Origin of the sequence: Iodidimonas sp. MBR-22 (genome assembly GCF_029946565.1) — a bacterium.
GTDB classification, from domain to species: Bacteria; Pseudomonadota; Alphaproteobacteria; order Sphingomonadales; family Rhodothalassiaceae; genus Iodidimonas; species Iodidimonas nitroreducens.
Genome location: NZ_JARKVQ010000002.1, coordinates 122,989 through 147,511, shown reverse-complemented (window position 1 = coordinate 147,511; position 24,523 = coordinate 122,989). Strand labels below are relative to the sequence as shown.

Sequence of the window (24,523 nt, the reverse complement as noted above, 5' to 3'; positions counted from 1 at the left end):
CAATCTGCACCGCCCCCCTGCTGATGACAGCTTTTATTTGATCTCATCATTTCCATGCGGAGGCACATGAACATTCAAATAGACATGCTCCACGCCCAATGTTTGCCTGATCCCCTCCACATCGGCTGTGCGGATCATCTTGCGCTCTGCGTCTGTAAGACCAAAATTTTTCATCACCCCATCAGGATCAGTCAAGTAACTGTCCCTAAAAACGGAATCTTCCCCCAATTTCGTCATGAATTCCAGAAGTTTCGACATGTCTTTCCTTTCCCATAAATAATTTACTTGCAAACAGGGCTATCTGCCCCCTCGTGGAAACAAACCACTAGAGAAACAAACAATGCGTACAAACTCTTACGCTTTTATTAAATTGCAACGGTAGTTATTTATTCTATCAAAACGCGCACGCTTCGTCTCTGGACTTTGCCTCTTCCAAAGCGGCAATGTCGCCATTCATGATCAAAGGAACATGCCGGCTGATGCGCTCGATAGGCCAATCCCACCATGCAAGCGCCAAAAGGCGGATACAATCTTCCGGCGAAAAGCGCATTTTAACGATGCGCGCCGGATTGCCTGCCACAATGGCGAAGGGCGGCACATCAGACACCACCACAGACCGGCTGGCAATCACCGCTCCATGTCCGATGGTCACGCCGGGCATGATCAGGCTTTGATAGCCGCACCACACATCATGGCCCAGAACCGTATCCCCGCGTGAGGGAATATCTTGCAGCAGGGGCATATGCCGATCCCAATCCGCGCCAAAAATGGGGAATGGAAAGGTGGAGATGCCATCTGTTTTGTGATTGGCCCCATTCATGATGAATGTGGTGCCCGCGGCAAGAGCGCAAAATCGACCAATGCGCAGCGTATCGCCCACATGATCGAAATGGTACAAAACATTATCTGTTTCAAACCGCTCGGGCGCGACCGGATCATCATAATAGCTATAGGCCCCAACATCGATATTGGGACGGCTGATCAGGGATTTCAGCCATTGTACGCGTGGCGCATGAGGCAAGGGATTGGGGGATGCGGGATCGGGAAAACGCGCCATTTTATCGGGCATCAGCCGCTCCATCACAGGGATGTCAAAATTTTGAAGACTATGGGCGTTTCAAACGCATGGAGGAGAATATGGCAAGGCCCCAAAACGCATAAGGGAGGCCGCAGCCTCCCTTAAGTGGTTCAGATGAAAAATTCGGCTCAATCAGGCGAGCTGAAGATTCACGGCAGATGTGCGGCCGCGGCGATCTTCTTCGAGGTCATAGGTGACCTGCTGATTATCATCCAGGCCGGAAAGACCTGCGCGCTCGACGGCAGAAATATGGACGAAAACGTCCTTGCCGCCTGTTTCAGGCTGAATGAAACCGAAACCTTTGGTGGAATTGAACCACTTAACCGTACCTTTAGCCATTGTCGTGTCCTTTTCACGCGATGTCTCAGAAGTCGGTAGCGTCGTAATCGCGCGAAACCAAAATCAGATCAGTCGCAGGTTATTCGACGTGTCCAGCCGGGACATCCCGACCGCCTGTTTCCTGCTTGTTGATATGCCAAAACACGCCAGCCAGCATATCGCAGATAAATCCAAAGCCACATCAGCAACTTTGAATGTGCGCAAACATACTCTACTTTTTTGATGAATCAAAGCCTCTTTGATCGGCTTCAGGCAACAGAACCGATTTTTTGTCCCCAACCGTGATTTTTGGGCCGCCGGGCTGGCAAAAAAGCCCGGGTTGACATAAAAAATCTGTAATGGGGAAAATTGGTAGCGGAGGAGGGATTTGAACCCCCGACACGCGGATTATGATTCCGCTGCTCTAACCAACTGAGCTACTCCGCCCCGGAAATGCCTGGCCGATAGACCTGACCACGCATGGCCCTATGGCAGCCGATTGATCCATGGCCAGCCAAGGCGCGCTCATATAGGAAAGTTCCGCTGTCTTCGTCAAGACTTTTACACCGCCAAGAATGAGCAAAGTTTAAAACCGCCCGATGTCATGGGACGCCCGCCCGCGCCCGTCACCGGGGGCGTGCCCCCGGCGACCAGGCCTTTAGCGATAGAAAAAGCCCGGAATAACAATGCGCGGTGCATGATAGATGTTGCGGCGTTCATGACGACGATTATCATAACGACGATCATCATGGCGGCGATTATCATAGCGATGAGCGCGATCACGCTGATAAGGGCTCACCCCATGAAAGCGGCGATCATCATGGCGACCATAGGCTTTTTTCTTGTGGCTATAAGCTTTCTTTTGATGACGATAAGCCTTCTTTTGGTGGCTATAAGCTTTTTTCTGATGACCATAGGCCCGCTTGTGCCCCACTTGATCGCGATGATGGCCTGCAAGCTGAAAACCGGCTGAAACAGAAGCCGCATGATTGTACTGACTCTTATTTAGATGAGCCGGTTCCGCAGCCGCCGTTTGGGCCATGCCCAACACTGGCAAGGATAAAGCCGCCGCCAAAGCAACACCAAGAATGGATGGGTTCAACATATCCGGTCTCCTTTCAGGGTTTCGTCTCACTGATCCAATCGCAGGGCCAGACTGCCATGGCCGCACTGAACCGGTTCTGAAGGCTGTGGTTATCGGGCGTTCATGTGGGTGAAGATAACACCCGTGCGGCGCTTCTTTATCTTGCGCTGGGCAAAGGGCGCTTTTATAACCCTGTTTTTAATGACCCAAGCATCCAAGCCTCCGCATCCGCCTTATCTTCGGGCGATGATTGATCCGCCCGGCGGTGATCCTTTCCCCTATCGCCATTTATTGGGAATCGAAGGGCTTCAGCCCGAACAGATCCAGCATCTGCTCGATGTGGCGGAAAGCTATGCGGTGTCACAGCGCCAGCGCCAGGCGCAAGGGGCCCTGCTCAAGGGGCTGACCCAGATCAATCTGTTTTTCGAATCCTCGACCCGCACGTTGATGTCCTTTGAAATCGCGGGGAAAAGGCTGGGGATGGATACGGTCTCTTTTTCGGTGGGGGCCTCATCGATCACCAAGGGGGAAACCCTTCTCGATACCGCCCAAACGCTGAATGCCATGCGGCCCGATGTGCTGGTGGTGCGCCATGCCCAATCCGGCGCGGTTTCGCTATTGTCGCAAAAGGTGAATTGCGCGGTGATCAATGCGGGCGATGGCCGCCATGAGCATCCCACCCAGGCCCTGCTCGATGCCCTGACCATCCGCCGTCGCAAGGGCCGTCTGCATGATCTGACCATCGCCATCTGCGGAGATGTGGCCCATTCCCGCGTTGCCCGATCCAATATCCATCTGCTCAATGCCATGGGGGCGCGGGTGCGGGTTGTGGCCCCCCCCACCCTTTTACCCCGGGCCTGCGATCGATTGGGGGTTGAGGTTCACACCCATATGAATGAGGGCCTGAAAAATTGCGATGTGGTGATGATGCTGCGCCTGCAAAAAGAGCGGATGCAGGGCGCCTTCGTTCCCAGCGAGCGGGAGTTTTTCCGCTTTTATGGCCTGACGCCGGAAAAGCTGGCCGTAGCCTCTCCCGATGTTCTGGTGATGCATCCCGGACCGATGAACCGAGGGGTGGAGATTGCCACCTCGGTCGCCGATGATCTGCAACATTCCGCCATCGAAGAACAGGTGGAAATGGGGGTGGCGGTGCGGATGGGGTGCATGGATGTGCTGACCCGCCATATGCGACAAGAGGAAGGAAAGGCCTGATGCCCACTGCCTATCTCAATGCCCGGCTGATCGATCCGGCCAGCGGCCTTGATGTGCGGGGCGGGCTTTTGGTGGCTGATGGGCTGATCCAAAGCCTGGGCGCCGAGATCACCACAGCCCCCGATGGCTATGAAACGATTGATTGCAAGGGCCATGTGCTCGCCCCCGGGCTGATCGATCTGTGCAGTTTTCGCGCCGATAGTGCTGCTGCGGCAGCGGGCGGCATCACCACGGTGGTTCTGATGCCCGATCAATCCCCCCCCCATGATGATGCGGCGATGATCGCCACCAATGCCCGCCCCTATCCAAAAAAGGGCGAGGGCGTGCGGATTTTGCCCATCGGCGCGGCCACACAAGGCTTGCGCGGTGAGGCGATGGCGGAAATCGGGCTGATGGCTGATGCCGGGGCCGTGGGCTTCTCCAATGGCCGCCGGGCTTTGGGGGATAGCGCGATCATGCGCCGGCTTTTGGAATATAGCGCCCTGTTTGACAAGATGATCCTGCATCATGCCGAAGATCCGGGGCTGGCGGCCAATGGCATGATGAATGAGGGCGAAACCGCCACAAGGCTCGGATTGCAGGGCATTCCTGTCGAGGCCGAAGTGATGATGATCGAACGCGATGCCCGGCTGGTGGATATCAGCGGCGGCCGCCTTCATCATCTCCAGATTTCAACAGCGGAAAGCCTTGAGGCCATTGAGCGCAATCGGGCGCAGGGGCGCAAGATGAGCTGCGGCACGTCTCCGCAATATTTCCTGCTCAATGAACTGGCGGTCACCGATTATCGGACCTTTGCCAAGATGTCGCCCCCCTTGCGATCCGAAAATGATCGGGCGGCCATGATTGCGGGCCTAAAAGCCGGGCTGATCGATGTCATCTGTTCGGGCCATGATCCCCATGATCAGGAAAGCAAGCGCCTGCCCTTTGCTGAAGCCGCTTTCGGCATGGTGGGCTATCAAACCCTGCTGCCTTTAAGCCTGATGCTTTATCATGCCTATGATCTGCCGCTGATCCATGTTCTGGCGATGCTGAGCTATCATCCGGCAAAGCTGCTGGGCCTGCCCAGTGGACGCCTCGCCCCCGGCGCACCTGCCGATCTGGTCCTGTTTGATCTCGACAAGCCCTGGCGTATCGATCCCGGCGATTTTTTATCCGATACCCAAAACACCCCTTTTGAAGGCCAGCCGGTCGAGGGTAAGGTTTTACGCACCATCGTCGGCGGCTATGATGTTTTTGTGGAAGGAACCCCATGACAGAGCTTTCAATCGCGGCCATCGGCGTGGTGCTTTTGGGCTATCTGCTGGGATCGGTGCCTTTCGGGCTGTTGCTTTCAAAAGCGGCGGGCCTGGGCGATATCCGCAAGATCGGTTCGGGCAATATCGGGGCCACCAATGTTTTGCGCACCGGGAACAAGCCCATCGCCCTTGCCACGCTCCTGCTTGATGGCGGGAAGGCCGCAGCGGCGTTTTTAATCGCTCAGGCGATCAGCCCCGAAGCGGCGCCATTGGCCGGAGCGGCGGCTTTTCTGGGGCATCTTTATCCGGTTTTTCTGGGCTTCAAGGGCGGCAAGGGGGTGGCAAGCTTTGGCGGCCTGCTGTTGGCCATGGCCTGGCCGGTGGGGCTTTTATGGGCGGCAAGCTGGCTGATCTTATTGGCACTGTTTCGGATGTCGTCTTTGGCCGGGCTTTTATCGGCGGCTTTAACGCCGCTTTTTGCCTGGGCCTTTGCCACGCCCCAGATCACCATATTCTGCGGCGCATTGGCCATCGCCATCTTTTTCAAGCATTCCGCCAATATCGGGCGTATTTTAAAGGGCACGGAACCGCGCATCGGCCGCCCTAAAAATTGGAAATAGCGCCCCTCTCGCACGATTTTACTTCCCCATCATCGCCTTTTGATTGACCTGATCACCGGCTTTGGTGACGATGGCGCGATGAACACACAGAATGATTTTCTGCAGGGCCAAGGGCCACAGGCCCCCTTGCTTTCGCGCGAAGAAAAGCTGGCACGGATGCGGCTGATTCGCACCGATACCGTGGGCCCCACCACTTTTCGTCGGCTGATCGCCCGCTTTGGTTCGGCCATCGCAGCGATTGAGGCAATCCCCGATCTGGCGCGGGCGGGCGGGCGCAAGGCTCCGCTGAAGATTCCCCAGCCCCGCCAGTGTCTTGATGAATTAAAGCGGATCGCCGATTATGGCGCAAAGCCGCTTTTTTTAGGGGATCGCGCCTATCCGCCCCTGCTCGCCGCCATCGAGGATGCCCCGCCGGTTCTGATCACCAAGGGTGCCCCCCATCTTTTCGAGCGGCAAACCATCGGCATCGTGGGGGCGCGCAATGCCAGCATGGTGGCCCGGCAACAGGCGGAAAAGCTGGGCCGGGAACTGGCCGAACAGGGGATCTGCGTTATTTCCGGCCTTGCCCGGGGGATCGATACCGCTGCCCATCAAGGGGCGCTGAAGGGGGGCACCATCGCCGTGGTGGCGGGGGGGATCGATATTTATTATCCCCGGGAAAATGAAGCTTTGCAGCGCGCCATTGCCGAACAGGGGCTGCTGGTGAGCGATGAACCCTTGGGCGTGCAGCCGCAGGCGCGCCATTTCCCCAAACGCAATCGCATCATATCGGGGCTTTCCCTAGGGGTTCTGGTAGTGGAAGCCACGCAAAAATCGGGATCGCTGATCACCGCAAGGCTGGCTTTGGAACAAGGCCGCGAGGTTTTCGCCATTCCCGGCTCCCCCCTTGATCCGCGCTGCAAAGGGACCAATGCCCTGATCAAATCGGGGGCCGCGCTGATCGAAAACACAGACGATATTCTGGATGCCATGGCCCAATTACGCCCCCCCTTAGGCGAGCCGGAAGGGATGGATTATGGTTCAAAGCCAATGCCGCAAAGCGATGATATTCCGCAATCCGCGCGCCATGAATTGCGCGGGCTTTTATCGGTGACCCCGGCGCGGATCGATGATCTGATCCGCATGACAGGCTATGATGCGGCGATGGTTTTGACCATTTTGCTGGAACTGGAACTGGCCGGTTTGATCGAACGCCTGCCGGGATCGAAAGTCGCCCTCACGGGAAGCGGTTTTGACACTCCTTATTGACAGCGGACCCGCTCGCCTTTAGCTCCTGACAGGAAGTATCAGGCTGAAAGCGACAGAAAGCACAGTATGGACGTTGTCATCGTCGAGTCGCCCGCCAAGGCAAAAACGATCAACAAGTATCTTGGAAACTCATTCAAGGTGCTTGCCTCCTATGGGCATATCCGCGATTTGCCGTCGAAAGATGGCTCGGTGCGTCCTGATGAGGATTTCGCGATGTCCTGGGATGTGGAGCGGGCATCGCAAAAGCGGCTGAAAGAGATTGCCGATGCCGTTAAGGGCGCCGATCATCTTTATCTGGCGACTGACCCCGACCGCGAGGGCGAGGCGATTTCGTGGCATCTTCTGGAAGTTTTGAAGCAAAAGCGGGCGCTGAAGGATGTCATCGTCAAGCGCGTGGTGTTCAATGAAATCACCAAACGCGCCGTTGAAGCCGGGATCAGCAATCCCCGCGATATCGATCAGGAACTGGTGGATGCCTATCTGGCGCGGCGGGCGCTGGATTATCTGGTGGGCTTTACCCTGTCTCCGGTTTTGTGGCGCAAGCTGCCCGGTGCCCGATCCGCAGGGCGGGTGCAATCGGTGGCGCTGCGGCTGGTGTGCAATCGCGAGCTTGAGATCGAACAATTCAACCGCCGCGAATATTGGACCATCGAAGCCCAGATGCAATCAGCCGAGGGGAACAGCTTCAGCACCCGCCTTGTTACTCTTGATGGCAAAAAGCTCGATCGCTTTGATCTGGCGGATGAAGCCGCTGCCAAGCAGGCGGTGGGCGAGATTGAAAAGCGCGCCTTTCACATTGCCAATGTCGAGAAAAAGCCCGGCAAGCGCCATCCGCAACCGCCCTTCACCACATCCACTTTGCAGCAGGAAGCGGCGCGCAAGCTGGGCTTTGGGGCCAGCCAGACCATGCGCCTGGCGCAAACCTTATATGAAGGCAAAACGGTGGATGGCGAAACCACCGGGCTTATCACCTATATGCGGACCGATGGCGTATCCATTGCCGCAGAAGCCATAGCCAGCGCCCGCAAAACCATCGCCAGCCGCTATGGCGAGGCGTATCTGCCGGGCACCCCGCGCCTTTATAAATCCAAGGCGAAAAATGCTCAGGAAGCCCATGAGGCGATCCGCCCCACCGATCCATCCTTATGGCCGCAAAAGCTGCGCGCGGCTTTGAATGATGATGAATACAAGCTTTATGACCTGATCTGGAAGCGCACCGTGGCCAGCCAGATGCAAAGTGCCGATGTGGAGCGATCCACCATCGATCTGGCTTCGCGCTCGGGCGATGTGGGGCTGCGCGCCACCGGCACGGTGATCCGCTTTGATGGCTATCTGGCCCTTTATCAGGAAGGCCGCGATGACGAGGAAGATGAGGCCCAGGCGCATCTGCCTGCGGTCCAGATCGGCGAGGATGTGAAAACTCTGGCCGTCAATCCGGCCCAGCATTTCACCGAGCCGCCCCCCCGCTTCACCGAAGCGAGCCTTGTCAAAAAGCTTGAGGAACTGGGCATCGGCAGGCCTTCTACCTATGCCTCGATTTTGGATGTTTTATCCGCCCGCAATTATGTTCGGCTCGAAAAAAAGCGCTTTATTCCCGAAGACAAGGGCCGATTGGTCACCGCCTTTCTGGAAAGTTTTTTCGCCCGCTATGTGGAATATGATTTCACCGCCAAGCTTGAAAGCCAGCTTGATGATGTGTCTGCCGGCACAGCACAATGGAAAGCGGTTCTGCGCGATTTCTGGAGCGCCTTCAAACCCCGCACTGATGAGGTGCTGGCCGAACGCAATACCAATATCCTTGAAAAGCTGAATGAAACCCTCGGCACTTTTCTGTTCAAATCCGAAGAAGAAAATGCCGACCCGCGCCAATGCCCGGCCTGTGAAAATGGGCGGCTTTCGTTGAAAACAGGGCGCTATGGGGCGTTTATCGGCTGCTCGAACTATCCCGATTGCCGCTATACCCGGCAATTTTCCGACAATGGCAGCGATGCCGCCGCCCTTGCCACCAGCGATGGCCCGAAAATTTTGGGACAAGACCCTGAAAGCGGTGCGGAGATCAGCTTGAGGGCCGGGCGCTTTGGCCCTTATCTGCAAAAGGGCGAGGCTTTGGAAAAAGGCGAAAAGCCGCCAAGGGCCTCGATCCCGCGCGATATTGCCATCGAGGATATCGACCTGCCGATGGCCTTGAAATTGTTGTCTTTGCCCCGCGAAGTGGGGATGCACCCGGAAAGCGGCAAGCCGGTTCTGGCCAATATCGGTCGCTATGGCCCTTATGTGCAGCATGAAAAAACCTATGGAAAGCTCAGTTCCACCGAAGAAGTGTTTTCAGTGGGCATGAACCGGGCGGTGGCGGCTTTGGCCGAACGCGCGAAGGGCCGCGCCCCCGCCAAAGCTGAAATAAAGGCCTTGGGCGATCACCCGGAAACCGGTAAGCCGGTGCGGGTGATGGATGGCCGCTATGGCCCTTATGTCAGCCATGACAAAATCAATGCCACCTTGCCCAAAGATACCGATCCCCTGACCCTTGAGATGGATCAGGCGCTCGACATTCTGGCGGCGAAAATAGCCAAAAGCGGCCAAGCCCCGGCAAAAAAGGCTCCGGCCAAAAAGGCCCCCGCGAAAAAAGCCCCGGCGAAAAAAGCCCCGGCGAAGACGGCAGCTAAAAAACCGGCAACCAAAAAGCCTGCTGCGAAGAAGCCTGCTGTAAAAAAACCTGCGGCAAAAAAAGCGTCCGGTGCCTCTTCTTGATCTCAGCGACCCCTTTTCATGAAGGGGTCGCCTTAATGCGAAGGATAAGGCGTGACCAAGACCCCCATAGACTCGCCCGATCCGATCCCGACCAAGGCGGAGATCCTCAAATATCTTGAGGAGGCTGGCGAAAAGATCACCAAGCGCGAACTGGCCAGAGCCTTTGCCGTCAAGGGATCAGATCGCATCGCCCTCAAAAAACGCCTGCGTGAAATGGAAGAGGATGGCGTGATCGCCCGCGATAGCAGCAAAGCCCTGCGCCCGGCGGGCCATCTGCCATCGGTCATGGTCCTTGAAGTATCCGGCACCGATGCCTATGGCGATGTGTTGATGCGTCCGCTCAATTGGCGCCATGAGGCCCCACCCCCCAAAATCATTCTGGCCGCCAAGGGCCATCGCGGCACGCAAACAGCGCTGGGGCGCGGCGACCGGGCTTTGGCAAGGCTGTCACCCGGCCATGACGAGGTGAGCTATCATGCCACCGTGATCAAGGTTCTGGAGGGCGCGGCCCGGCAGATTCTGGGGGTGTATCATGGCAGCGACAAGGGCGGGCGGGTCATCCCCGTTGACAAGAAAAACCGCGAAGAGCTGCTGATCGATGCCGATGATGCCCAAAATGCAAAAGATGGCCAATTGGTGCTGGCCGAGCTTTTGCCCCGCCATCATGATCCCAAAAGGGGTGGGCGAACATTGGGGCTGAAGCCCGCGCGGATCATCGAACAGCATGGGGATGTCTCGGAAACCCGGCATATTTCGCTGATCGCCATCCATCAATATGGCCTGCCCACCGCTTTCAGCGATGCCGCCCTTGCCGAAGCCAAAGCGGCCCGGCCGGTCAGCCTTGAAGGCGATGGCCATCCGCGCGAAGATTTGCGCGCGATCCCCCTCATCACCATCGATCCATCCGATGCCCGCGATCATGATGATGCGGTTTTTGCCGAGGCCGATGACGATCCCGAAAATCCCGGCGGCTGGCATATCATCATCGCCATTGCCGATGTCGCCCATTATGTGCGCCCGGGCAGTGCCCTGGATCAGGATGCCCGCCTGCGCGGCAATTCGGCCTATTTCCCCGATCGGGTGGTGCCGATGCTGCCGGAAAGCCTCTCCACTGATCTGTGCTCCCTCAAGCCCGGGGTGGATCGCGCCTGTTTTGCGGTTCATATCTGGATCGATCGCCATGGCGTGAAGCGCCGCCATAGCTTTGTGCGGGGCCTGATGCGCTCGGTCGCCAATATCGCTTATGAAGATGTGCAATCGGCCATCGATGGCGCCCCTACCTCGGTTGCGGCCTCTTTGCTCGATGATGTGTTAAAGCCACTTTATGCCGCCCATGATGCCCTGGATCAGGCGCGAACGGCGCGCGCCCCCCTTGATATTCAATCCGATGAAAAGAAAATCCTTCTCGATGATGCGGGCGAGATCGTGGAGATCATCCCCAAAGCCCCTTTGCGCGCCCATCGGGTGATCGAGGATCTGATGATCAGCGCCAATGTCTGTGCGGCGGAAACTTTGGAAGCGAAGGGCGTGCCCTGCATGTATCGGGTGCATGAGGAACCGGCGCTCGATAAGGTCGAGGCCCTGCGGGAATTTCTCCAAAGCCTTGATTTCAACCTCGCCCGCGCCCAAACCCTGAGCCCGGCGCTGTTCAACAAGGTGCTGGATCGCTTTCGTGAAACCCCCCATGCCATGCTGATCAATCAGGTGGTTTTGCGATCCCAAACCCAGGCCTATTACAGCCCTGATAATAAAGGCCATTTCGGGCTGGCTTTGGCACGCTATGCGCATTTTACATCGCCCATCCGCCGCTATGCCGATCTTTTGGTACATCGTGGGCTGATTAAGGCTTTGGGGCTTGGCACGGATGGCTTGAGCAACGCGGATTTCGAAGAGATGGGCGCATTGGGCGAGGCCATCTCGCTGACCGAAAGACGAGCCATGGCGGCCGAGCGGGATTCCACTGATCGCTATCTTGCAGCCTTTCTGGCTGGCCGCACCGGCCACAGCTTCAAGGGGCGGATTTCCGGCGTGGCCCGCTTTGGGCTTTTTGTCACCCTCATGCCTTCGGGTGGCGACGGGCTGGTGCCGGTTTCCAGCATGGGCAGCGATTATTATGAATTTGAAGAACAAAACCATGCGCTTGTGGGAAAACGCCATGGGCAGATTTACCGATTGGGCGATATTGTTGAGGTGCGCCTGATCGAAGCCCAGCCCATCACCGGCGGCCTGAAGCTGGAATTGATTGGCGAGCCCAATCGCGATGATGCACCCGGTTTCAAGAAAGCCCGGGGCCATGATGGCAAGCCCGACTCCCGGTCCGGCCTTAAAAAAGGCGGTAACAAGCCGGGCTTCAGAAAATCCTCAAAAAAAACCGGACAGGCGAAATCCCGGCGCGGCAAAACTGTCCCAAAATGAGATTGATCCGTCATTTTTTTTGACAGTCCCCCGATCGGCAAATCAAAAATGCGAAACTGCCCCGCGCCATTCCTGATATTCCCCATATGGCATCAATCTTGCAGCAATTCCAAATGGCGGCTATAAAGGCTTGAGCCATCATCCCTTGGGATCATTGAGACAGACGATGACATTTTTAAAAGCCGTGTTGGCTATAGGGTTTTCAGTCTTTTTTGCGGCCAGCAGCCTAGCCGCGCCGATCAGCTATCATGAGGATACGAACGGGCTTTTAAACCCCGCCAATCCTTTACTGATGGGGATCGGCACCAATATCATCGAAGGCGCGGGCTGCTTTGCCTCACGCCCTGATTGCACGAAGATTGATGATTTTTCCTTTGAAATCGCCCCGGAAACTCAGCTCACTGGCTTTCGCTATATCATCGAACAGTTGAACACGGCCTTTACCTTCGGCTGGTCGGCCAGCCTTTATCTGCAAAATTTCGATGGTAGCGATAAAATCGAAGGGGCTATGGTGAATTGGCTTGATGGTCCTGCCCTTCATGATCTGGGGAATATTACCCTTCAAAGCGGCCAATATCGCCAGTTTTTGAATATGGCCATGAGCGGCTTTGGCGGCTTTTGGGATTTTCGCATCGAACTGGATGTCATCTCGACCGCGCAAGCCCAAATCCCCCAAATTCCGCAGCCTGCCACCCTGCTTTTTCTGCTGCCCGCCCTGTTCATGATCTGGCGGCTCAGCCGTCAAAAACCGGCCCGAGATTAACTGCCATCTGCATTGAGGGCCCAGTTCAATAAGCCTGCGGTGTTTATTCCGCAGCCTCGGTCTTTTTGCGCAAGGCGGGGATATTCAGGGCTTCAACCACCCGGCGCAATTCATTCCGCGCTGAAACCTGGCTCATGGTGAGGGACGCGCCCACTTCCAATCCTGCGGTTTTCTTCATATCCACAAGGGTGAGCCCTTTGAGGAATAATTCCCGATAGATCACCCGTTCGCTCAATCCGGGGATATAGCGAAAGCCCACCCGCCGGGATAATTTCGCCAGAACGGTCTCGACCCTTTGTTTATTGCGGGCATGAAGGGTTGCGACACGATTGCGCATAACGATCCAATCAATCTGCCCGCGATCCGCCATTGCCCGCCTTTTCCGCGCCTCCCACACCATTTCGGCATAAAGGCTGGGGGCTTCCACCTCATAGCGATCGCGATCAATACGGGCCAGCAGATCAAGATCCACAAAGCTGTCATTCAACGGCGTCAGGATGGTATCGGCCAAAGCATGGGCCATCCGCGACAAGGGGCTATCGCTGCCCGGGCAATCGATGATCACCACATCAGTATCCACACTCAATTGCGCCAAAGCGCGGCTGAGGGTTTCCTTGTCTTCTTCCTGGGCCGCCTGTTTTAAATCTTTGTCAGATGGTTGCAGGGTTAAAATCTTGGGCACGGGCAGATCGATGCCCTTTTGGGCAATGAACTGGCTGCGATTCTCCAGATAACGCGACAGGCTGCGCTGGCGGCTATCGAGATCGATGGCCGCAACCCGCAGACCGCGATCCGCCAAAGCCATCAGGATATGCATGGCGGTGGTGGATTTCCCCGATCCGCCCTTTTCATTGCCCAAAACCAGAATATGCGCCCGATCAACGGACCGCTTGCTTTCATCCATCATGTGATTTTGCACAGCCCCATCTTTGGAAAAACATATTTTCGGCTCTTTTGTGACCAGATCTTGATGCGCTGTCCACAGCCATGTCACTCTATGTTCAGATTTTTCTTCTGTTACCGCGAAAATCCGCCATGCTATCCGATCAGCACAGGATCTTTAGATCGTCACCATTCCAGCCAGACACTGAAATCAACAGAGTGCCCCATGAAAAAGATCATTACCATCACATCCCTTGCAGCCCTTATGGTCCTGGTTTTCGGTGCAGCGATCTATCAAACCTATAAGGCGCGTGAAAGCGCATTGTTTGCGGAGCGGGTGCGTTATCTGCGTCATCAGCCACCGCCCGAAAGCCTTGATCAGCTTTATACACGGCTTGGATTTCGGCTGACAGATGTGCGCCATGATGGCCAACCGGTGCCCCGCATTTTTTTTTCGGCCCTGCCCCAGAGCCTTCAAAACATCGATGACAGCACAGAGCGGAAACGCGCTTTCATGGCCACGCTTTTACCACTGATTTTGCGCGTCAATGAACTGATCATGCAAGATCGCCAGCGTTTGGAACGCATTCTGCACCGCTTAGAGGCCGAGAGCGCGGCCCAAACTGCCATCACCCCGCTCAGCCGGCGCTGGCTGCGGCAATTGGCCCGCCGCTATGGCATGGGTAAGGATTTCGAGCCAACAGTGCCAAATTTGGCCGCGCTTTATCAAAGGGTGGATATCGTGCCGCCATCGCTGGCACTGGCGCAGGCAGCCATTGAAAGCGGCTGGGGCACATCGCGCTTTGCCCGCGAAGGCAATGCCCTTTATGGCCAATGGACATGGAATGATGAGGATGAAGGCATTGTTCCCCAAAGCCGTGAGGATGGCAAAAGGCACCGCATCAAGGCTTTTGGTTTTTTGATCGATTCCGTGCGGGGCTATGCCGCCAATATCAACCGCAATCCGGCCTATAGCGATTTACGGGCCGCGCGCTTCCGCCTGCGACAAGAAGGCCGCGCGGTCGATGGTCTGGCCCTTGCCCCCACCCTCATCCGCTATTCCGAACGCCGCGAAGCTTATGTGCGCGATCTGCGCCTGATCATCATGGGCAATGATCTGCTGGATTTCGATCAGGCGCGGCTGGAATATCGGCGGCAAAATCCGCGCACAGCCCAACCTATGCCCGCGCCATCAGCGAAAGTATCTTAAAAATCATGCTGCCCTGCCAAAGACATCGCTTTCAAATCCCCCGGGATCATTGCTATCTGAATGCCGCCTATATGACCCCGGCCCCCACCGATTTCATCGCCATAGGGGAACAAAGCCTGATCGCGCGCACAAAGCCCTGGACCGTATCCCCCGCCGATTTTTTCAAACGATCCGAGCGGGTGCGCAGCCTTGCGGCACAGGTGATGGAGTGCGCGCCCTCTGCGGTCGCCATCGTCCCCTCGGTCAGCTATGGGGTGGCCACGGCGGCCCGCAATCTGCCGATCAGAAAAGGGCAGGTCATCATCACCTTGAGCCAGGAATTTCCATCCAATTATTATGGCTGGGATCGTTTGGCCAAAGATCGCGGGGCCGAGTTGCTGATGGTCCCCGGCCCGCCGGAGCAGAATTGGACCGAAGCCATTCTGGCCTTTTTGCAAGAGCATGGCCCGCGCACCGCCCTGCTGGCCATTCCTCATGTCCATTGGTCCACGGGTGCGATGCTCGATCTGCCCCGGATCCGCGATGCGGCACGGCAGCATGGGGCGGCCTTGTTTCTCGATCTCACGCAATCCTTGGGGGCGCTGCCCATTTCGCTGGCCGAGATCGATCCTGATTTTGCCGTGGCAGCGGGCTATAAATGGCTGTTTGGCCCTTATTCTTTGGGCTATCTTTATGTCAGCCCACGCTGGCAGGGGGGCATTCCCCTGGAAGAAAACTGGATCGTGCGCGCAGGTGCGGAAGATTTCAGCCAGCTTGTTGCCTATCAAAACGATTATCAGCCGGGTGCCCGGCGCTTTGACATGGGGGAGCGATCCAATTTCCAATTGATGCCTTTGGCGGAAAGCGCATTGAAAATGATTTTGGATTGGCAGATCGATGAGATTGCCCCATCGCTGGCGGCCATCAATAGCAGGCTGGCCGATATTCTCCACCGCCATGGCTTTGAAACCACGCCGCATCAATGGCGCAGCCCGCATTTGATGGCCGCCCGCTCATCCGTCCATAAAGCCAGTGATATCGCAGCGCGACTGAAGGATGAGAAGATATTCGTCAGCAATCGGGGAGACTGGATCAGAATCGCTCCGCATCTGTGGATCGATGATCATGATGAGGCCCATCTGGATGAAGCTTTGGGCCGTTTATGAGCAATTATCAAACAAAGGGCGGCGATTCCCGGCTGGCCTTTTGCTCTTAAACCAGTTAGGGTAGGCCTGAAAACAGATCATTTGTGATGTCTTTGAATCCGCTCACAATGAATAGCCTCAAACAGTATCGGAACAAGACCAAAATGTTTCGTAAATCTTTAACGGCCATGGTGGCTGCCGCTTTTCTTGTGCCTTTGCTCCCGGCCAATGCTGTTGATAAAATTCCTGATCAAACATCTCTCACCTATAGCATCGAGCGTAAAGGCTCGAAAATCGGCACCCACAGCGTTTCCTATGATTTCACCGGCGAAAATCAGATCGCCGTTGATATCGAGGCGCGGGTGCGGATCAAGATGGCGTTTATCACCGTTTACAAGCTCGATCATAGCTCGCAGGAATTATGGAAATCCGGCGAACTGGTCAAAATGACCAGTGAAACCCAGCGCAACAGCTCTTATGAAGAGGTGGATCTAAGGGCGGCGGATGATCATTATGTGGTTGAAGCCGATGGCGAAACGGTTTTGGCACCGCGCGATCTGGTGCCCAGCAGCTTTACCAAAACCGATTTCTGGATCGATGAGGGCAGCAAGGATTTCATGCTCCTTGATACCCTTTCGGGGCTGATGCGGCCATCCCGGCTCGAAGCCAAAGGGCGGCTCCAGCTTGATAATGATGATCAAACCGTTGATGCGCGCTATTACACGATCACCAATCTGGATGAAAATAGCCTCAGCCATGAATTCTGGATCGATGATGCGGGTTATCTGATCATTGGCACCCTTTATACCAAGGATGGGGAAACACTCACCTATCGTTTCGAAAAGGCAAAGGACAAACAAGCCGCCTGAAAATTAACCTGTGAATGGCGCCAAAGAAACTTGGAATGGGTGGGGAGAGGGTTGATCCAGCGGCCTGCCCTTTTTCCAATCAATGCTTGTTCTTTATTTTTTTTGCCTTCTATCATACTCCCGGATTATTCCTGAACCCTGTTGCCTTTCGGTTCAACCGGAAGACCAAAAAGGGATGAGCAGATGACAGATCGGCAGATGACGCCTGATATCCATGAAAACAAGGTCATGTGCCTTGCCTGCCCGGCCCGCGACAGCTTTTTATGCTCGGGCCTTGATGATCATGAACTGAAGCATCTGGCCGCCCGGGCCACCCGTTTTCGGGTCAACCGTGGCCAATCCCTGATTTTGGAAGGCGATCAGACAAAAGACGTTTATAATGTGATTGAAGGTGATATCGCTTTATCGCGGCTTTCCAGCGATGGACGCCGACAGATTCTGGGGTTTCTGACCAAAGGCGATTTTATCGGCCTCACCCTTTCTGAACAGTATCATTTTTCCGCCGATGCTTTAAGCGATACCCGCCTGTGCCGCTTTGACTGGCGCTCCATCGAAGAACTGATCGAACGTTTTCCCGGCATGGGCCGGCAGGTGCGCCGCATGGGGGCATCGGCGATGGATCAGATGCTCGATCTGGTTTTTTCTTTGGGCCGCAAAACCGCACAGGAACGGGTAGCGTCCTTTCTCATCGGTCTCGCCCATCGCCAAGGGCATTGCCATGATCCCGCTTTGGAAATTCATCTGGCCATGAGCCGCGCGGATATTGCCGATTATCTGGGGCTGACCATTGAAACTGTCAGCCGCATTTTCTCGAAGCTGAAAACGCTCCAGATCATTCGCCTCGAAACGGCACAGCATCTGCATATATTGGATCTGCCGAAGCTGCAATCTTTGGCCGAGTGCGAACTCGCCTGATCAGGCTCCCCTTATCCGCTCGATGCTCCTGGCTTTTTAAAATCGCCCATCCCAAAATAAAACAGCCGCTTTCCCGGAAATGGCCCAATTCGGGGCAGCCCATCGCCTTGTTTAGTTTTATTTTGGAACAGACCCCATAGTCAGTAGCGCTAAGTATATGAAATCATTATCCAGACAAGATTGGCACGATCAATGCTTTAGTCCTGTCATGAAGAAGGAACAATGCTGATCTTCATATGCCTGATGTGATGATCGGCTTTGGCGGTGATATTTTGCCTGAGATATCATCGCTCTCTTAAAGCGGCGTCTGCTTTTAAAGCGACGCCGCTTTTTTTCGCCGGCGCAATCTGGGATCAGTTCAGAAGTTCAGAAAGTGATTTTGGTTGCCATGTGCTCAAAAGGCGCTTCACCCTTTGCCATTCATCCCATCCGGCCCCCAATTTAGCCCGGATAAGGGCGGCCTCGGCCTCTTTCAATCTTTGAGGGTCGCGCAATCCATCATGGGCCAATTGCAGATATAAAACGGCCTGAACCGCATCTTTTTCAACCCCCCGGCCATCCAGATAAAGACGCCCCAATTCATATTGCGCCAAAGCATTGCCGGTTTCGGCACTGATATGAAACCAATAGGCCGCTTTCTCCAGATTCTGCTCCACCCCCACACCCTGATGATAAAGATCGGCGATGAGCAAAGTGACAGGGGCCCCCTTCTGGGCAGCTTTTTCAAGCCATGGCAGGGCTTTCGCCCAATCGCCATCCTCGCCACGCGCCAAAAGCGCGGTGCCCATTGCCAGAAACTCTTCAGCTTTCTCAGGTCCTGATTCCGACCCCGTTTCTATCCCGGATCCTCCCAAGATATCGGCTTCGGTGTGCGCGGAAACCGCGCCCGAAAGGCAAAAAAAACACAGGCCGAAGAATGCACAGATCCTTGTCATGGCATCAATCCCGATCAGGTCCAGACAATGAGTCTAGCGCGTTTATGCACCGAGATCAAAAATTCAGTGTATGGCTGGATGAGCCATTTGAAAAACAGCCGTTCAGCCGATGTTCAAGGCAGGGAAGCGGTGGTTTCGGTGGCCTGAACCACCCCCCGCAGATCGAGCAGGGAAAGCTGCAATTCGCTCCAATCCTGATCGGTGATCGCCGCCACGGGGCCGGAAAACTGGATGGCATAGGCACAGCGATCCGCCCCGATGAAGGCCAAAGTTTCACGGCGCACAGCATCTGACCCTTCGGCGATAAAGGTGCTGGCGGCCAGGCCATAAGGCGCTTCTGAAAAGAGCGAGACCGAACATTCCAGACCCGCCTCGGCACAGGCCTTGCGCGTATCGGCGGCGGTTGCGGTCCAATATCCAGCGCCTTGATCACCGCTCAGGCTATCCATTTTCAAGCGGTCGCCACCAATCAGCAACAGGCCGTTGCTCAGTTCATGGACATAAGCCAGCTTATAATCGGGCATGATTTGATGAAGATGATCGGCAAATTGCGGATCGCCGCTGATCACGGGCCGCAGATCATGCCAAAAATCACCATCCCCCAAAGCATCGGCAATCATGGTAAAGGCACATTGATCAATCATCTGCTGATGGGTGAGGTCCTGGCCGGACTTATCGCTAAAGGCTGAATTTCCGAGAGAAAATAAAGCGGAAAGCATCATCAAAACAATCATGGACCAACCTTTTCTTTCAAAATCGATCCAATTTTAATGAATTATTAATGACTTGCCAATGGCAAATTGGCGATCATTTCGCCCTTTCGGGCGTATTCGCGTGAGGCGCTATATTTTTGTAAAAATGATATTCTGTGGTGTTGGATGGATCATTAAGATCGCGCGATTCCCCCGGCCCGATAAAGCCATGGCGCTGGTAAAAGGCATGGGCCTCGATAAAGCGGGTATCCGACCATAGATCAATGCGCAAAGCCCCGCAGTCCCGCGCTTTTTCCATCACCAATTCCAATAAAGCGCTGGCCAGCCCCAAGCGGCGCATGGAGGCATCCACATAAAGCCGCTTCAATTCGATCGCTTGATCGGCTTTCGGAGTATAGCCCACACAGCCAATGATCTGTTCGCGGGGATGCGCGCTTTGTTTTGCGGCAACCAAGGTTTCAGCCACCCAGAAATGCCCGCCCTGGCTTTCATAAAGGCTGGAAATATGATGAAGATCGGCATCAAGGCCGGGCAGATCAAGCACACAACCGGGATAGGCGCTGAAACAGCGGCCAATCAGCCCAATCACTTGCGGGGTATCGTCCGGGCGACCAGAGCGGATACTGAAAGCGGGTGGGGATGTGGCGCTGGCGCTGTCCACTGCGGCATCAGGCCGCTGATGATCCGGTCGATCCCCCTGTCTTTCCGGCTGATCACGCATCGTCTCGCCCCCTTGTCGCCTTTATGCACTTCGTTAAAAGCACAAAAAAACGCCGCGGAAAAGACCCCGCGACGTTTTACAAAGATCAAAAGACCCAAGGCTCAGCGTGAATAGAATTCGACCACCAGATTGGGTTCCATCTTCACGGGATAAGGCACTTCATCAAGGGATGGAGTGCGGGTGAAGGTGGCTTTGGTGCCTTCTACGGTGATATATTCCGGCACATCGCGCTCGGGGCTTTGGGCGGTTTCGAGCACCATGGGCATCTGGCGCGATTTTTCACGCACCTCGATCACATCGCCTTCCTTGACCAGATAGCTGGGCACATTGGCGCGCTTGCCATTGACCAGAACATGGCCATGGCTGACAAACTGACGAGCGGCAAAAACCGTGGGCACGAATTTCGCGCGATAGACCACAGCATCCAAACGACGCTCCAAAATCCCGATCAGATGTTCACCGGTATCGCCTTTTTTGCGCGAGGCTTCCTGATAATAACGGTTGAACTGCTTTTCGGTGATCGAGCCATAATAGCCTTTCAGCTTTTGTTTGGCGCGCAGCTGAATCCCGAAATCCGACAATTTGCCTTTGCGGCGCTGGCCATGTTCACCCGGGCCATATTGACGGCTGTTGACCGGGCTTTTGGCACGGCCCCAGATATTTTCGCCCATCCGGCGATCGATTTTATGCTTGGCAGTAATACGCTTGCTCATGTCGAACCGCGTCCTTTCTATGCGCCATGGGCCGGGCGCCAATCGCCCCTTTTACATTTTGACACAGGCTGTTTTTTTGCATCAAAACAACATGAAGCCAAAGCGCAAAAGCGCCCACGCGGGCGACGGACAAAAATCTGCCGCCCGTTCGAAGTGCGGGGACTATAGCCATGCGGCTGAAAAGATCAAGTCTTGATCAGGAAAATTGCGATTTTCGTGCATCCGGCTTGCCCTTGATCTGCATCTCACTGTTCGGAGCGGCGCAAGCGCCGGATCAGGCTTGATGTATCATTGCGCCCCCCACCCTGCGCCTGCACATCGGCATAAAACTGATCCACAAGGGCCGTGAGCGGTAAAGAGACCCCCATCCGCCGGGCTTCCGCCAGAACGATGGCGAGATCCTTGCGCATCCAATCCACCGCAAAGCCAAAATCAAATCGCCCCTCAATCATGGTTTCGGCCCGATGCTCCATCTGCCAGCTTTGGGCCGCCCCTTGGGAAATCACCTCCACCACCTGCCCCGCATCGAGCCCGGCTTCCATGCAGAAATTAAGGGCTTCCGACAAGCCCTGCAAGGTGCCGGCGATGCAGATCTGATTGACCATTTTTGCCGTTTGCCCGGCCCCCACAGACCCTAAAAGCCGCACCATTTTGGCATAGCTCTCCATCACGGGCATGGCTTTTTCGAAATCGCCTGCATCGCCCCCGCACATCACCGTCAGCCGGCCGTCCCTCGCCCCCGCTTCTCCGCCTGAAACCGGCGCATCGATAAAGCCCAGCCCAAAGCCTTTGGCCGCCTGGTGCATGTCTTTGGCCACCAAAGCCGATGCGGTGGTGTGATCGACGAAAAGAGCCCCTGCCCGCATGGCGGCAAAGCTGCCCTGATCGCCTGTGCAGATGGCGCGCACATCATCATCATTGCCCACACAGGCAAAAACGATATCGGCATCCCGGACGGCTTCAGCCGGGGTGGGTGCCGTGCACACAAGGGCATCGGGCATATCCCGCTTCTGTTCGGCCAGCCAGTGTTCGGCCCGCGATGCTGTGCGATTATAAACGGTGAGCGGATAGCCTTTCCGTGCCAGATGAGATGCCATGGGATAGCCCATCACACCCAACCCCAGAAATGTGAGCTTGTGGGTCATGAAATCGCCGTTACTCTGTTGGTGATCAGGATCGACAGATATCAAACGCTAGCGGGCTTTCATGCTTTTTGTAAAGCCCCTCAAAAGGAGACCAAGCATGCGCAAGCTGATCGCCAGAACAAGCGGGCTTTTGGGCCTCGTCATCCTGTTGAGTGCCTTATTTGGCTGGGGTTATCTGCGCAGCGCCCTGCCGCAAACATCGGGCACCCTTTATCTTGATGGATTGGAGGGCAAGGTCAGCATTGCCCGCGATCAGCATGGCGTGCCCCATATCACTGCCGATAGCATGGAGGATGCCTTTTTTGCCATTGGCTTTCTTCATGCCCAGGATCGCCTGTGGCAATTGGCCATGCATCAGCGGATTTATGCCGGGCGGCTGGCGGAAATCGGCGGGGCATCGGCCCTTCCCACCGATACATTCCTGCGCACGCTTTCGTTAAAAGATCGCGCCCGCAAAGCCTGGCCCCATCAAAGCCCCAAAACCCGATCAGGGCTGAACGCCTATGCCAATGGCATCAACAGCTTTATCGCACAGCATGAAGGGGCGCTGCCGCCCGAATTCATGCTCACCGGCACCCGTCCCGAAAGCTGGACGCCGATCGACAGCTTAGGCTGGCTCAAGGTGATGGCCTTGGATCTGGGGGGCAATTTCTGGATGGAACTGGCGCGGCTGGATCTGGCCGCACGTCTCGATTCCGAGCAACTGGCCGAATTTTTCCCTCCCTATCCCGGTGAAGCGGCCCATGAATTGCCCGATATAAGCCAGCTTTATGAGGGGCTGGAGATCAGCGCCGCCATGAGCGCGCCGCAAGAGATCGGCAAACCGCGCGGTTTAGGCTCGAACAACTGGGTGATTTCGGGTGCATTGAGCAAAAGCGGCAAGCCCCTTTTGGCCAATGACCCGCATCTGGGATTGACCGTCCCATCCTTGTGGTATCTGGCGCATCTCAAGATTGGCGATGAAGATATCATCGGTGCCACCATGCCCGGGCTACCCTTCGTCGTGCTGGGCCGCAATAACCGCATTGCCTGGGGGTTCACCAATGTAAATCCCGATGTGCAGGATCTTTATATCGAAAAGCTGACAGGGGATGGCAGCACATATCTCACCCCATCGGGGCCGCAGCCTTTCAAAACGCGGGAAGAAGTGATCTTGGTGAAAGATGCCGAGCCGGTGACCATCAACGTGCGCGAAACCCGCCATGGCCCGGTGATTTCCGATGCCCGCAGCGATCTTGCCGAGCGGCTGCCCAAAGATGCCGTGATCGCCCTGGCCTGGACGGCGCTGGATGAAGACGATACCACCGCCAGCATGGGGCTGGACCTGACCCAAGCCCGGGATTTCCCCGATTTTCTGGATGCCCTCAGCTATTATATCGCCCCGATGCAGAATATCGTTTATGCCGATGTGGATGGCCATATCGGCTATTTCGCCCCCGGCCGGGTGCCGGTGCGCCTGCCCGAAAACCGCACGCAGGGGCTGATGCCCGCACCGGGCTGGCTGGCGGATTATGATTGGCAGGGCACCCTGCCCTATAGCGAATTGCCGCGCACATACGATCCTGATGCGGGCGTGATCGCCACCGCCAATGAAAAGATCACCCCGCCCGATTATCCCCATTATCTGACATCGGAATGGGCCATGCCCTATCGCGGGGATCGCATCCGCGCCCTGATTGCCGAAACCGGGCCTCATGATCTGGATAGCATGAGCCGCATCCAGATGGATATCCACAGCAGTTTGGCCGCTGATCTGCTCCCCCTGATGCTTGATCACGCCACGGGTGGTGCCCATGGCGATCTTCTGGATGCCCTTGGCCAATGGAATTTGGAAATGGCGGCAGATCGCCCGGAACCATTGATCTTCACCGCCTGGCACCGGGCTCTGGTCAAGCAGATTATTGCCGATGAACTGGGCAGCAGATTTCCCCGATATTGGTCGCCAAAGGCAGCTTTTCTCCGCGCCGTACTGGGGGGCGCCCCCGATGGTGCGGCCAATGGAGCACGCTGGTGCGATGATGTGGGCACCACCGCCCTTGAAAGCTGCGCTGAAACCGTGACCATGGCCCTTGATGAGGCCATGAAAGATCTGGCCCAGCGTTTGGACCGCCCTCAAAAAAGCTGGCGCGATTGGCGCTGGGGCGATCTTCATCAGGTGGTGCAGGACCATCGCCCCTTTTCACAGGTGCCATTTCTTGCGCCCTTTTTTGAAAGGCGTGCCCCTGCCGGTGGCGGCACCGATACGGTGAATGTGGCGGGCCCGCGCTTTGCCGCCGATGATCCCTTCACTTATGGCCATGGGGCGAGCTACCGGGTGGTTTATGATCTGGCCGATCTTGATCGGTCGCGTTATGTCATCCCCACCGGGCAATCAGGGATCGTTTTTTCAAAGCATTATGATGATATGATGCCTTTATGGCTCCAAGGCCAATCGATCTCCATTGCCAGCGATCCCGGGAGGGATGCGATCGCAGCCACGTTGATCCTGGTGCCACGATCTCCAAAACCCCCAAAATCATAAGGAAAAATTAAGGCCAAACCGCCATTCTGGCAGCCACCAGACCCAAGCAGCGGA

The 24,523-nt window shown here is 55.9% G+C and carries 22 protein-coding genes and 1 tRNA gene; 12 read left to right on the top strand and 11 right to left on the bottom strand.

Annotation, left to right across the window (positions count from 1 at the left end; genetic code table 11):
• Nucleotides 1-33: 33 nt before the first annotated feature.
• The 5 genes from QK300_RS02515 to QK300_RS02495 all read right to left on the bottom strand — a co-directional run bounded on the left by QK300_RS02515 (nucleotide 34) and on the right by QK300_RS02495 (nucleotide 2,501).
• Nucleotides 34-258, bottom strand: coding sequence for a hypothetical protein (locus QK300_RS02515; protein WP_281300131.1), 225 nt, complete (start codon nucleotides 256-258; stop codon nucleotides 34-36).
• Between the two features lie 136 nt (nucleotides 259-394).
• Nucleotides 395-1,069 (bottom strand): CatB-related O-acetyltransferase, encoded by a 675-nt coding sequence (locus tag QK300_RS02510; RefSeq protein WP_281300132.1) that lies wholly within the window; start codon nucleotides 1,067-1,069, stop codon nucleotides 395-397.
• Nucleotides 1,070-1,210: 141 nt separating this feature from the next.
• Nucleotides 1,211-1,417, bottom strand: coding sequence for a cold-shock protein (locus tag QK300_RS02505; protein ID WP_042086396.1), 207 nt, complete (start codon nucleotides 1,415-1,417; stop codon nucleotides 1,211-1,213).
• A 349-nt stretch (nucleotides 1,418-1,766) separates the two neighbouring features.
• A tRNA-Met gene (locus QK300_RS02500) sits at nucleotides 1,767-1,843 on the bottom strand.
• Nucleotides 1,844-2,054: 211 nt separating this feature from the next.
• Nucleotides 2,055-2,501: a hypothetical protein gene (locus QK300_RS02495; protein ID WP_281300133.1), complete on the bottom strand. Its 447-nt coding sequence runs from the start codon at nucleotides 2,499-2,501 to the stop codon at nucleotides 2,055-2,057.
• 225 nt (nucleotides 2,502-2,726) lie between these two features.
• Between QK300_RS02495 and QK300_RS02490 the strand changes: the two genes are divergently transcribed.
• The 7 genes from QK300_RS02490 to QK300_RS02460 all read left to right on the top strand — a co-directional run bounded on the left by QK300_RS02490 (nucleotide 2,727) and on the right by QK300_RS02460 (nucleotide 12,721).
• Nucleotides 2,727-3,692 carry an aspartate carbamoyltransferase catalytic subunit gene (locus QK300_RS02490; protein ID WP_042086399.1) on the top strand — a complete coding sequence of 322 codons (966 nt, stop codon included), beginning with the start codon at nucleotides 2,727-2,729 and terminating at the stop codon, nucleotides 3,690-3,692.
• A complete protein-coding gene (gene pyrC, locus QK300_RS02485; RefSeq protein WP_281300134.1) occupies nucleotides 3,692-4,945 on the top strand; it encodes a dihydroorotase in 1,254 nt (417 codons plus the stop codon). The genes QK300_RS02490 and pyrC overlap by 1 nt, the downstream gene beginning before the upstream one ends.
• Nucleotides 4,942-5,547, top strand: a complete 606-nt coding sequence (plsY, locus tag QK300_RS02480; RefSeq protein WP_281300135.1) for a glycerol-3-phosphate 1-O-acyltransferase PlsY — start codon at nucleotides 4,942-4,944, stop codon at nucleotides 5,545-5,547. The genes pyrC and plsY overlap by 4 nt, the downstream gene beginning before the upstream one ends.
• 78 nt (nucleotides 5,548-5,625) lie before the next feature.
• Nucleotides 5,626-6,795 (top strand): DNA-processing protein DprA, encoded by a 1,170-nt coding sequence (gene dprA, locus QK300_RS02475; RefSeq protein ID WP_348651815.1) that lies wholly within the window; start codon nucleotides 5,626-5,628, stop codon nucleotides 6,793-6,795.
• Nucleotides 6,796-6,861: 66 nt separating this feature from the next.
• Entirely contained in the window at nucleotides 6,862-9,543 is a 2,682-nt protein-coding gene (topA, locus tag QK300_RS02470; protein WP_281300137.1) for a type I DNA topoisomerase, read from the top strand.
• A gap of 51 nt (nucleotides 9,544-9,594) precedes the next feature.
• Nucleotides 9,595-11,958 carry a ribonuclease R gene (rnr, locus tag QK300_RS02465; protein ID WP_281300138.1) on the top strand — a complete coding sequence of 788 codons (2,364 nt, stop codon included), beginning with the start codon at nucleotides 9,595-9,597 and terminating at the stop codon, nucleotides 11,956-11,958.
• Between the two features lie 166 nt (nucleotides 11,959-12,124).
• Nucleotides 12,125-12,721, top strand: coding sequence for a hypothetical protein (locus QK300_RS02460; RefSeq protein WP_281300139.1), 597 nt, complete (start codon nucleotides 12,125-12,127; stop codon nucleotides 12,719-12,721).
• Between the two features lie 43 nt (nucleotides 12,722-12,764).
• Here QK300_RS02460 and QK300_RS02455 read toward each other — a convergent pair whose 3' ends face one another.
• Nucleotides 12,765-13,640: a division plane positioning ATPase MipZ gene (locus tag QK300_RS02455; RefSeq protein WP_281300140.1), complete on the bottom strand. Its 876-nt coding sequence runs from the start codon at nucleotides 13,638-13,640 to the stop codon at nucleotides 12,765-12,767.
• 189 nt (nucleotides 13,641-13,829) lie between these two features.
• On the opposite strand from QK300_RS02455, the gene QK300_RS02450 reads away from it, so the two are divergent.
• The 4 genes from QK300_RS02450 to QK300_RS02435 all read left to right on the top strand — a co-directional run bounded on the left by QK300_RS02450 (nucleotide 13,830) and on the right by QK300_RS02435 (nucleotide 17,721).
• On the top strand, nucleotides 13,830-14,813 hold the full coding sequence (locus QK300_RS02450; RefSeq protein ID WP_281300141.1) for a glucosaminidase domain-containing protein: 984 nt from the start codon (nucleotides 13,830-13,832) through the stop codon (nucleotides 14,811-14,813).
• Between the two features lie 71 nt (nucleotides 14,814-14,884).
• Nucleotides 14,885-15,958 (top strand): aminotransferase class V-fold PLP-dependent enzyme, encoded by a 1,074-nt coding sequence (locus QK300_RS02445; RefSeq protein WP_281300142.1) that lies wholly within the window; start codon nucleotides 14,885-14,887, stop codon nucleotides 15,956-15,958.
• 143 nt (nucleotides 15,959-16,101) lie between these two features.
• A complete protein-coding gene (locus tag QK300_RS02440; protein ID WP_281300143.1) occupies nucleotides 16,102-16,806 on the top strand; it encodes a DUF6134 family protein in 705 nt (234 codons plus the stop codon).
• Between the two features lie 183 nt (nucleotides 16,807-16,989).
• Nucleotides 16,990-17,721, top strand: a complete 732-nt coding sequence (locus QK300_RS02435; protein WP_281300144.1) for a helix-turn-helix domain-containing protein — start codon at nucleotides 16,990-16,992, stop codon at nucleotides 17,719-17,721.
• 353 nt (nucleotides 17,722-18,074) lie between these two features.
• On the opposite strand, the gene QK300_RS02430 is transcribed toward QK300_RS02435, so the two are convergent.
• The 5 genes from QK300_RS02430 to QK300_RS02410 all read right to left on the bottom strand — a co-directional run bounded on the left by QK300_RS02430 (nucleotide 18,075) and on the right by QK300_RS02410 (nucleotide 21,990).
• Nucleotides 18,075-18,509 (bottom strand): tetratricopeptide repeat protein, encoded by a 435-nt coding sequence (locus tag QK300_RS02430; RefSeq protein ID WP_281300145.1) that lies wholly within the window; start codon nucleotides 18,507-18,509, stop codon nucleotides 18,075-18,077.
• A 260-nt stretch (nucleotides 18,510-18,769) separates the two neighbouring features.
• Complete coding sequence (locus QK300_RS02425; RefSeq protein WP_281300146.1) at nucleotides 18,770-19,390, bottom strand: hypothetical protein; 621 nt, start codon at nucleotides 19,388-19,390, stop codon at nucleotides 18,770-18,772.
• 73 nt (nucleotides 19,391-19,463) lie between these two features.
• A complete protein-coding gene (locus QK300_RS02420) occupies nucleotides 19,464-20,090 on the bottom strand; it encodes a GNAT family N-acetyltransferase (RefSeq protein ID WP_281300147.1) in 627 nt (208 codons plus the stop codon).
• Nucleotides 20,091-20,191: 101 nt separating this feature from the next.
• Nucleotides 20,192-20,803 carry a 30S ribosomal protein S4 gene (gene rpsD, locus QK300_RS02415; protein ID WP_042086413.1) on the bottom strand — a complete coding sequence of 204 codons (612 nt, stop codon included), beginning with the start codon at nucleotides 20,801-20,803 and terminating at the stop codon, nucleotides 20,192-20,194.
• Between the two features lie 245 nt (nucleotides 20,804-21,048).
• Nucleotides 21,049-21,990, bottom strand: coding sequence for an NAD(P)-dependent oxidoreductase (locus QK300_RS02410; protein WP_348651814.1), 942 nt, complete (start codon nucleotides 21,988-21,990; stop codon nucleotides 21,049-21,051).
• Nucleotides 21,991-22,045: 55 nt separating this feature from the next.
• Between QK300_RS02410 and QK300_RS02405 the strand changes: the two genes are divergently transcribed.
• Complete coding sequence (locus tag QK300_RS02405; RefSeq protein ID WP_281300149.1) at nucleotides 22,046-24,469, top strand: penicillin acylase family protein; 2,424 nt, start codon at nucleotides 22,046-22,048, stop codon at nucleotides 24,467-24,469.
• Nucleotides 24,470-24,523: the final 54 nt, after the last annotated feature.

Bases quoted from the DNA above. Each gene is read 5' to 3' on its own strand.
- QK300_RS02515 (WP_281300131.1), bottom strand. From the start codon at position 258: ATGTCGAAACTTCTGGAATTCATGACGAAATTGGGGGAAGATTCCGTT.
- QK300_RS02510 (WP_281300132.1), bottom strand. From the start codon at position 1,069: ATGCCCGATAAAATGGCGCGTTTTCCCGATCCCGCATCCCCCAATCCC.
- QK300_RS02505 (WP_042086396.1), bottom strand. From the start codon at position 1,417: ATGGCTAAAGGTACGGTTAAGTGGTTCAATTCCACCAAAGGTTTCGGT.
- QK300_RS02495 (WP_281300133.1), bottom strand. From the start codon at position 2,501: ATGTTGAACCCATCCATTCTTGGTGTTGCTTTGGCGGCGGCTTTATCC.
- QK300_RS02490 (WP_042086399.1), top strand. From the start codon at position 2,727: ATGATTGATCCGCCCGGCGGTGATCCTTTCCCCTATCGCCATTTATTG.
- pyrC (WP_281300134.1), top strand. From the start codon at position 3,692: ATGCCCACTGCCTATCTCAATGCCCGGCTGATCGATCCGGCCAGCGGC.
- plsY (WP_281300135.1), top strand. From the start codon at position 4,942: ATGACAGAGCTTTCAATCGCGGCCATCGGCGTGGTGCTTTTGGGCTAT.
- dprA (WP_348651815.1), top strand. From the start codon at position 5,626: ATGAACACACAGAATGATTTTCTGCAGGGCCAAGGGCCACAGGCCCCC.
- topA (WP_281300137.1), top strand. From the start codon at position 6,862: ATGGACGTTGTCATCGTCGAGTCGCCCGCCAAGGCAAAAACGATCAAC.
- QK300_RS02460 (WP_281300139.1), top strand. From the start codon at position 12,125: ATGACATTTTTAAAAGCCGTGTTGGCTATAGGGTTTTCAGTCTTTTTT.
- QK300_RS02450 (WP_281300141.1), top strand. From the start codon at position 13,830: ATGAAAAAGATCATTACCATCACATCCCTTGCAGCCCTTATGGTCCTG.
- QK300_RS02445 (WP_281300142.1), top strand. From the start codon at position 14,885: ATGACCCCGGCCCCCACCGATTTCATCGCCATAGGGGAACAAAGCCTG.
- QK300_RS02440 (WP_281300143.1), top strand. From the start codon at position 16,102: ATGTTTCGTAAATCTTTAACGGCCATGGTGGCTGCCGCTTTTCTTGTG.
- QK300_RS02435 (WP_281300144.1), top strand. From the start codon at position 16,990: ATGACAGATCGGCAGATGACGCCTGATATCCATGAAAACAAGGTCATG.
- QK300_RS02430 (WP_281300145.1), bottom strand. From the start codon at position 18,509: ATGGGCACCGCGCTTTTGGCGCGTGGCGAGGATGGCGATTGGGCGAAA.
- QK300_RS02425 (WP_281300146.1), bottom strand. From the start codon at position 19,390: ATGATTGTTTTGATGATGCTTTCCGCTTTATTTTCTCTCGGAAATTCA.
- QK300_RS02420 (WP_281300147.1), bottom strand. From the start codon at position 20,090: ATGCGTGATCAGCCGGAAAGACAGGGGGATCGACCGGATCATCAGCGG.
- rpsD (WP_042086413.1), bottom strand. From the start codon at position 20,803: ATGAGCAAGCGTATTACTGCCAAGCATAAAATCGATCGCCGGATGGGC.
- QK300_RS02405 (WP_281300149.1), top strand. From the start codon at position 22,046: ATGCGCAAGCTGATCGCCAGAACAAGCGGGCTTTTGGGCCTCGTCATC.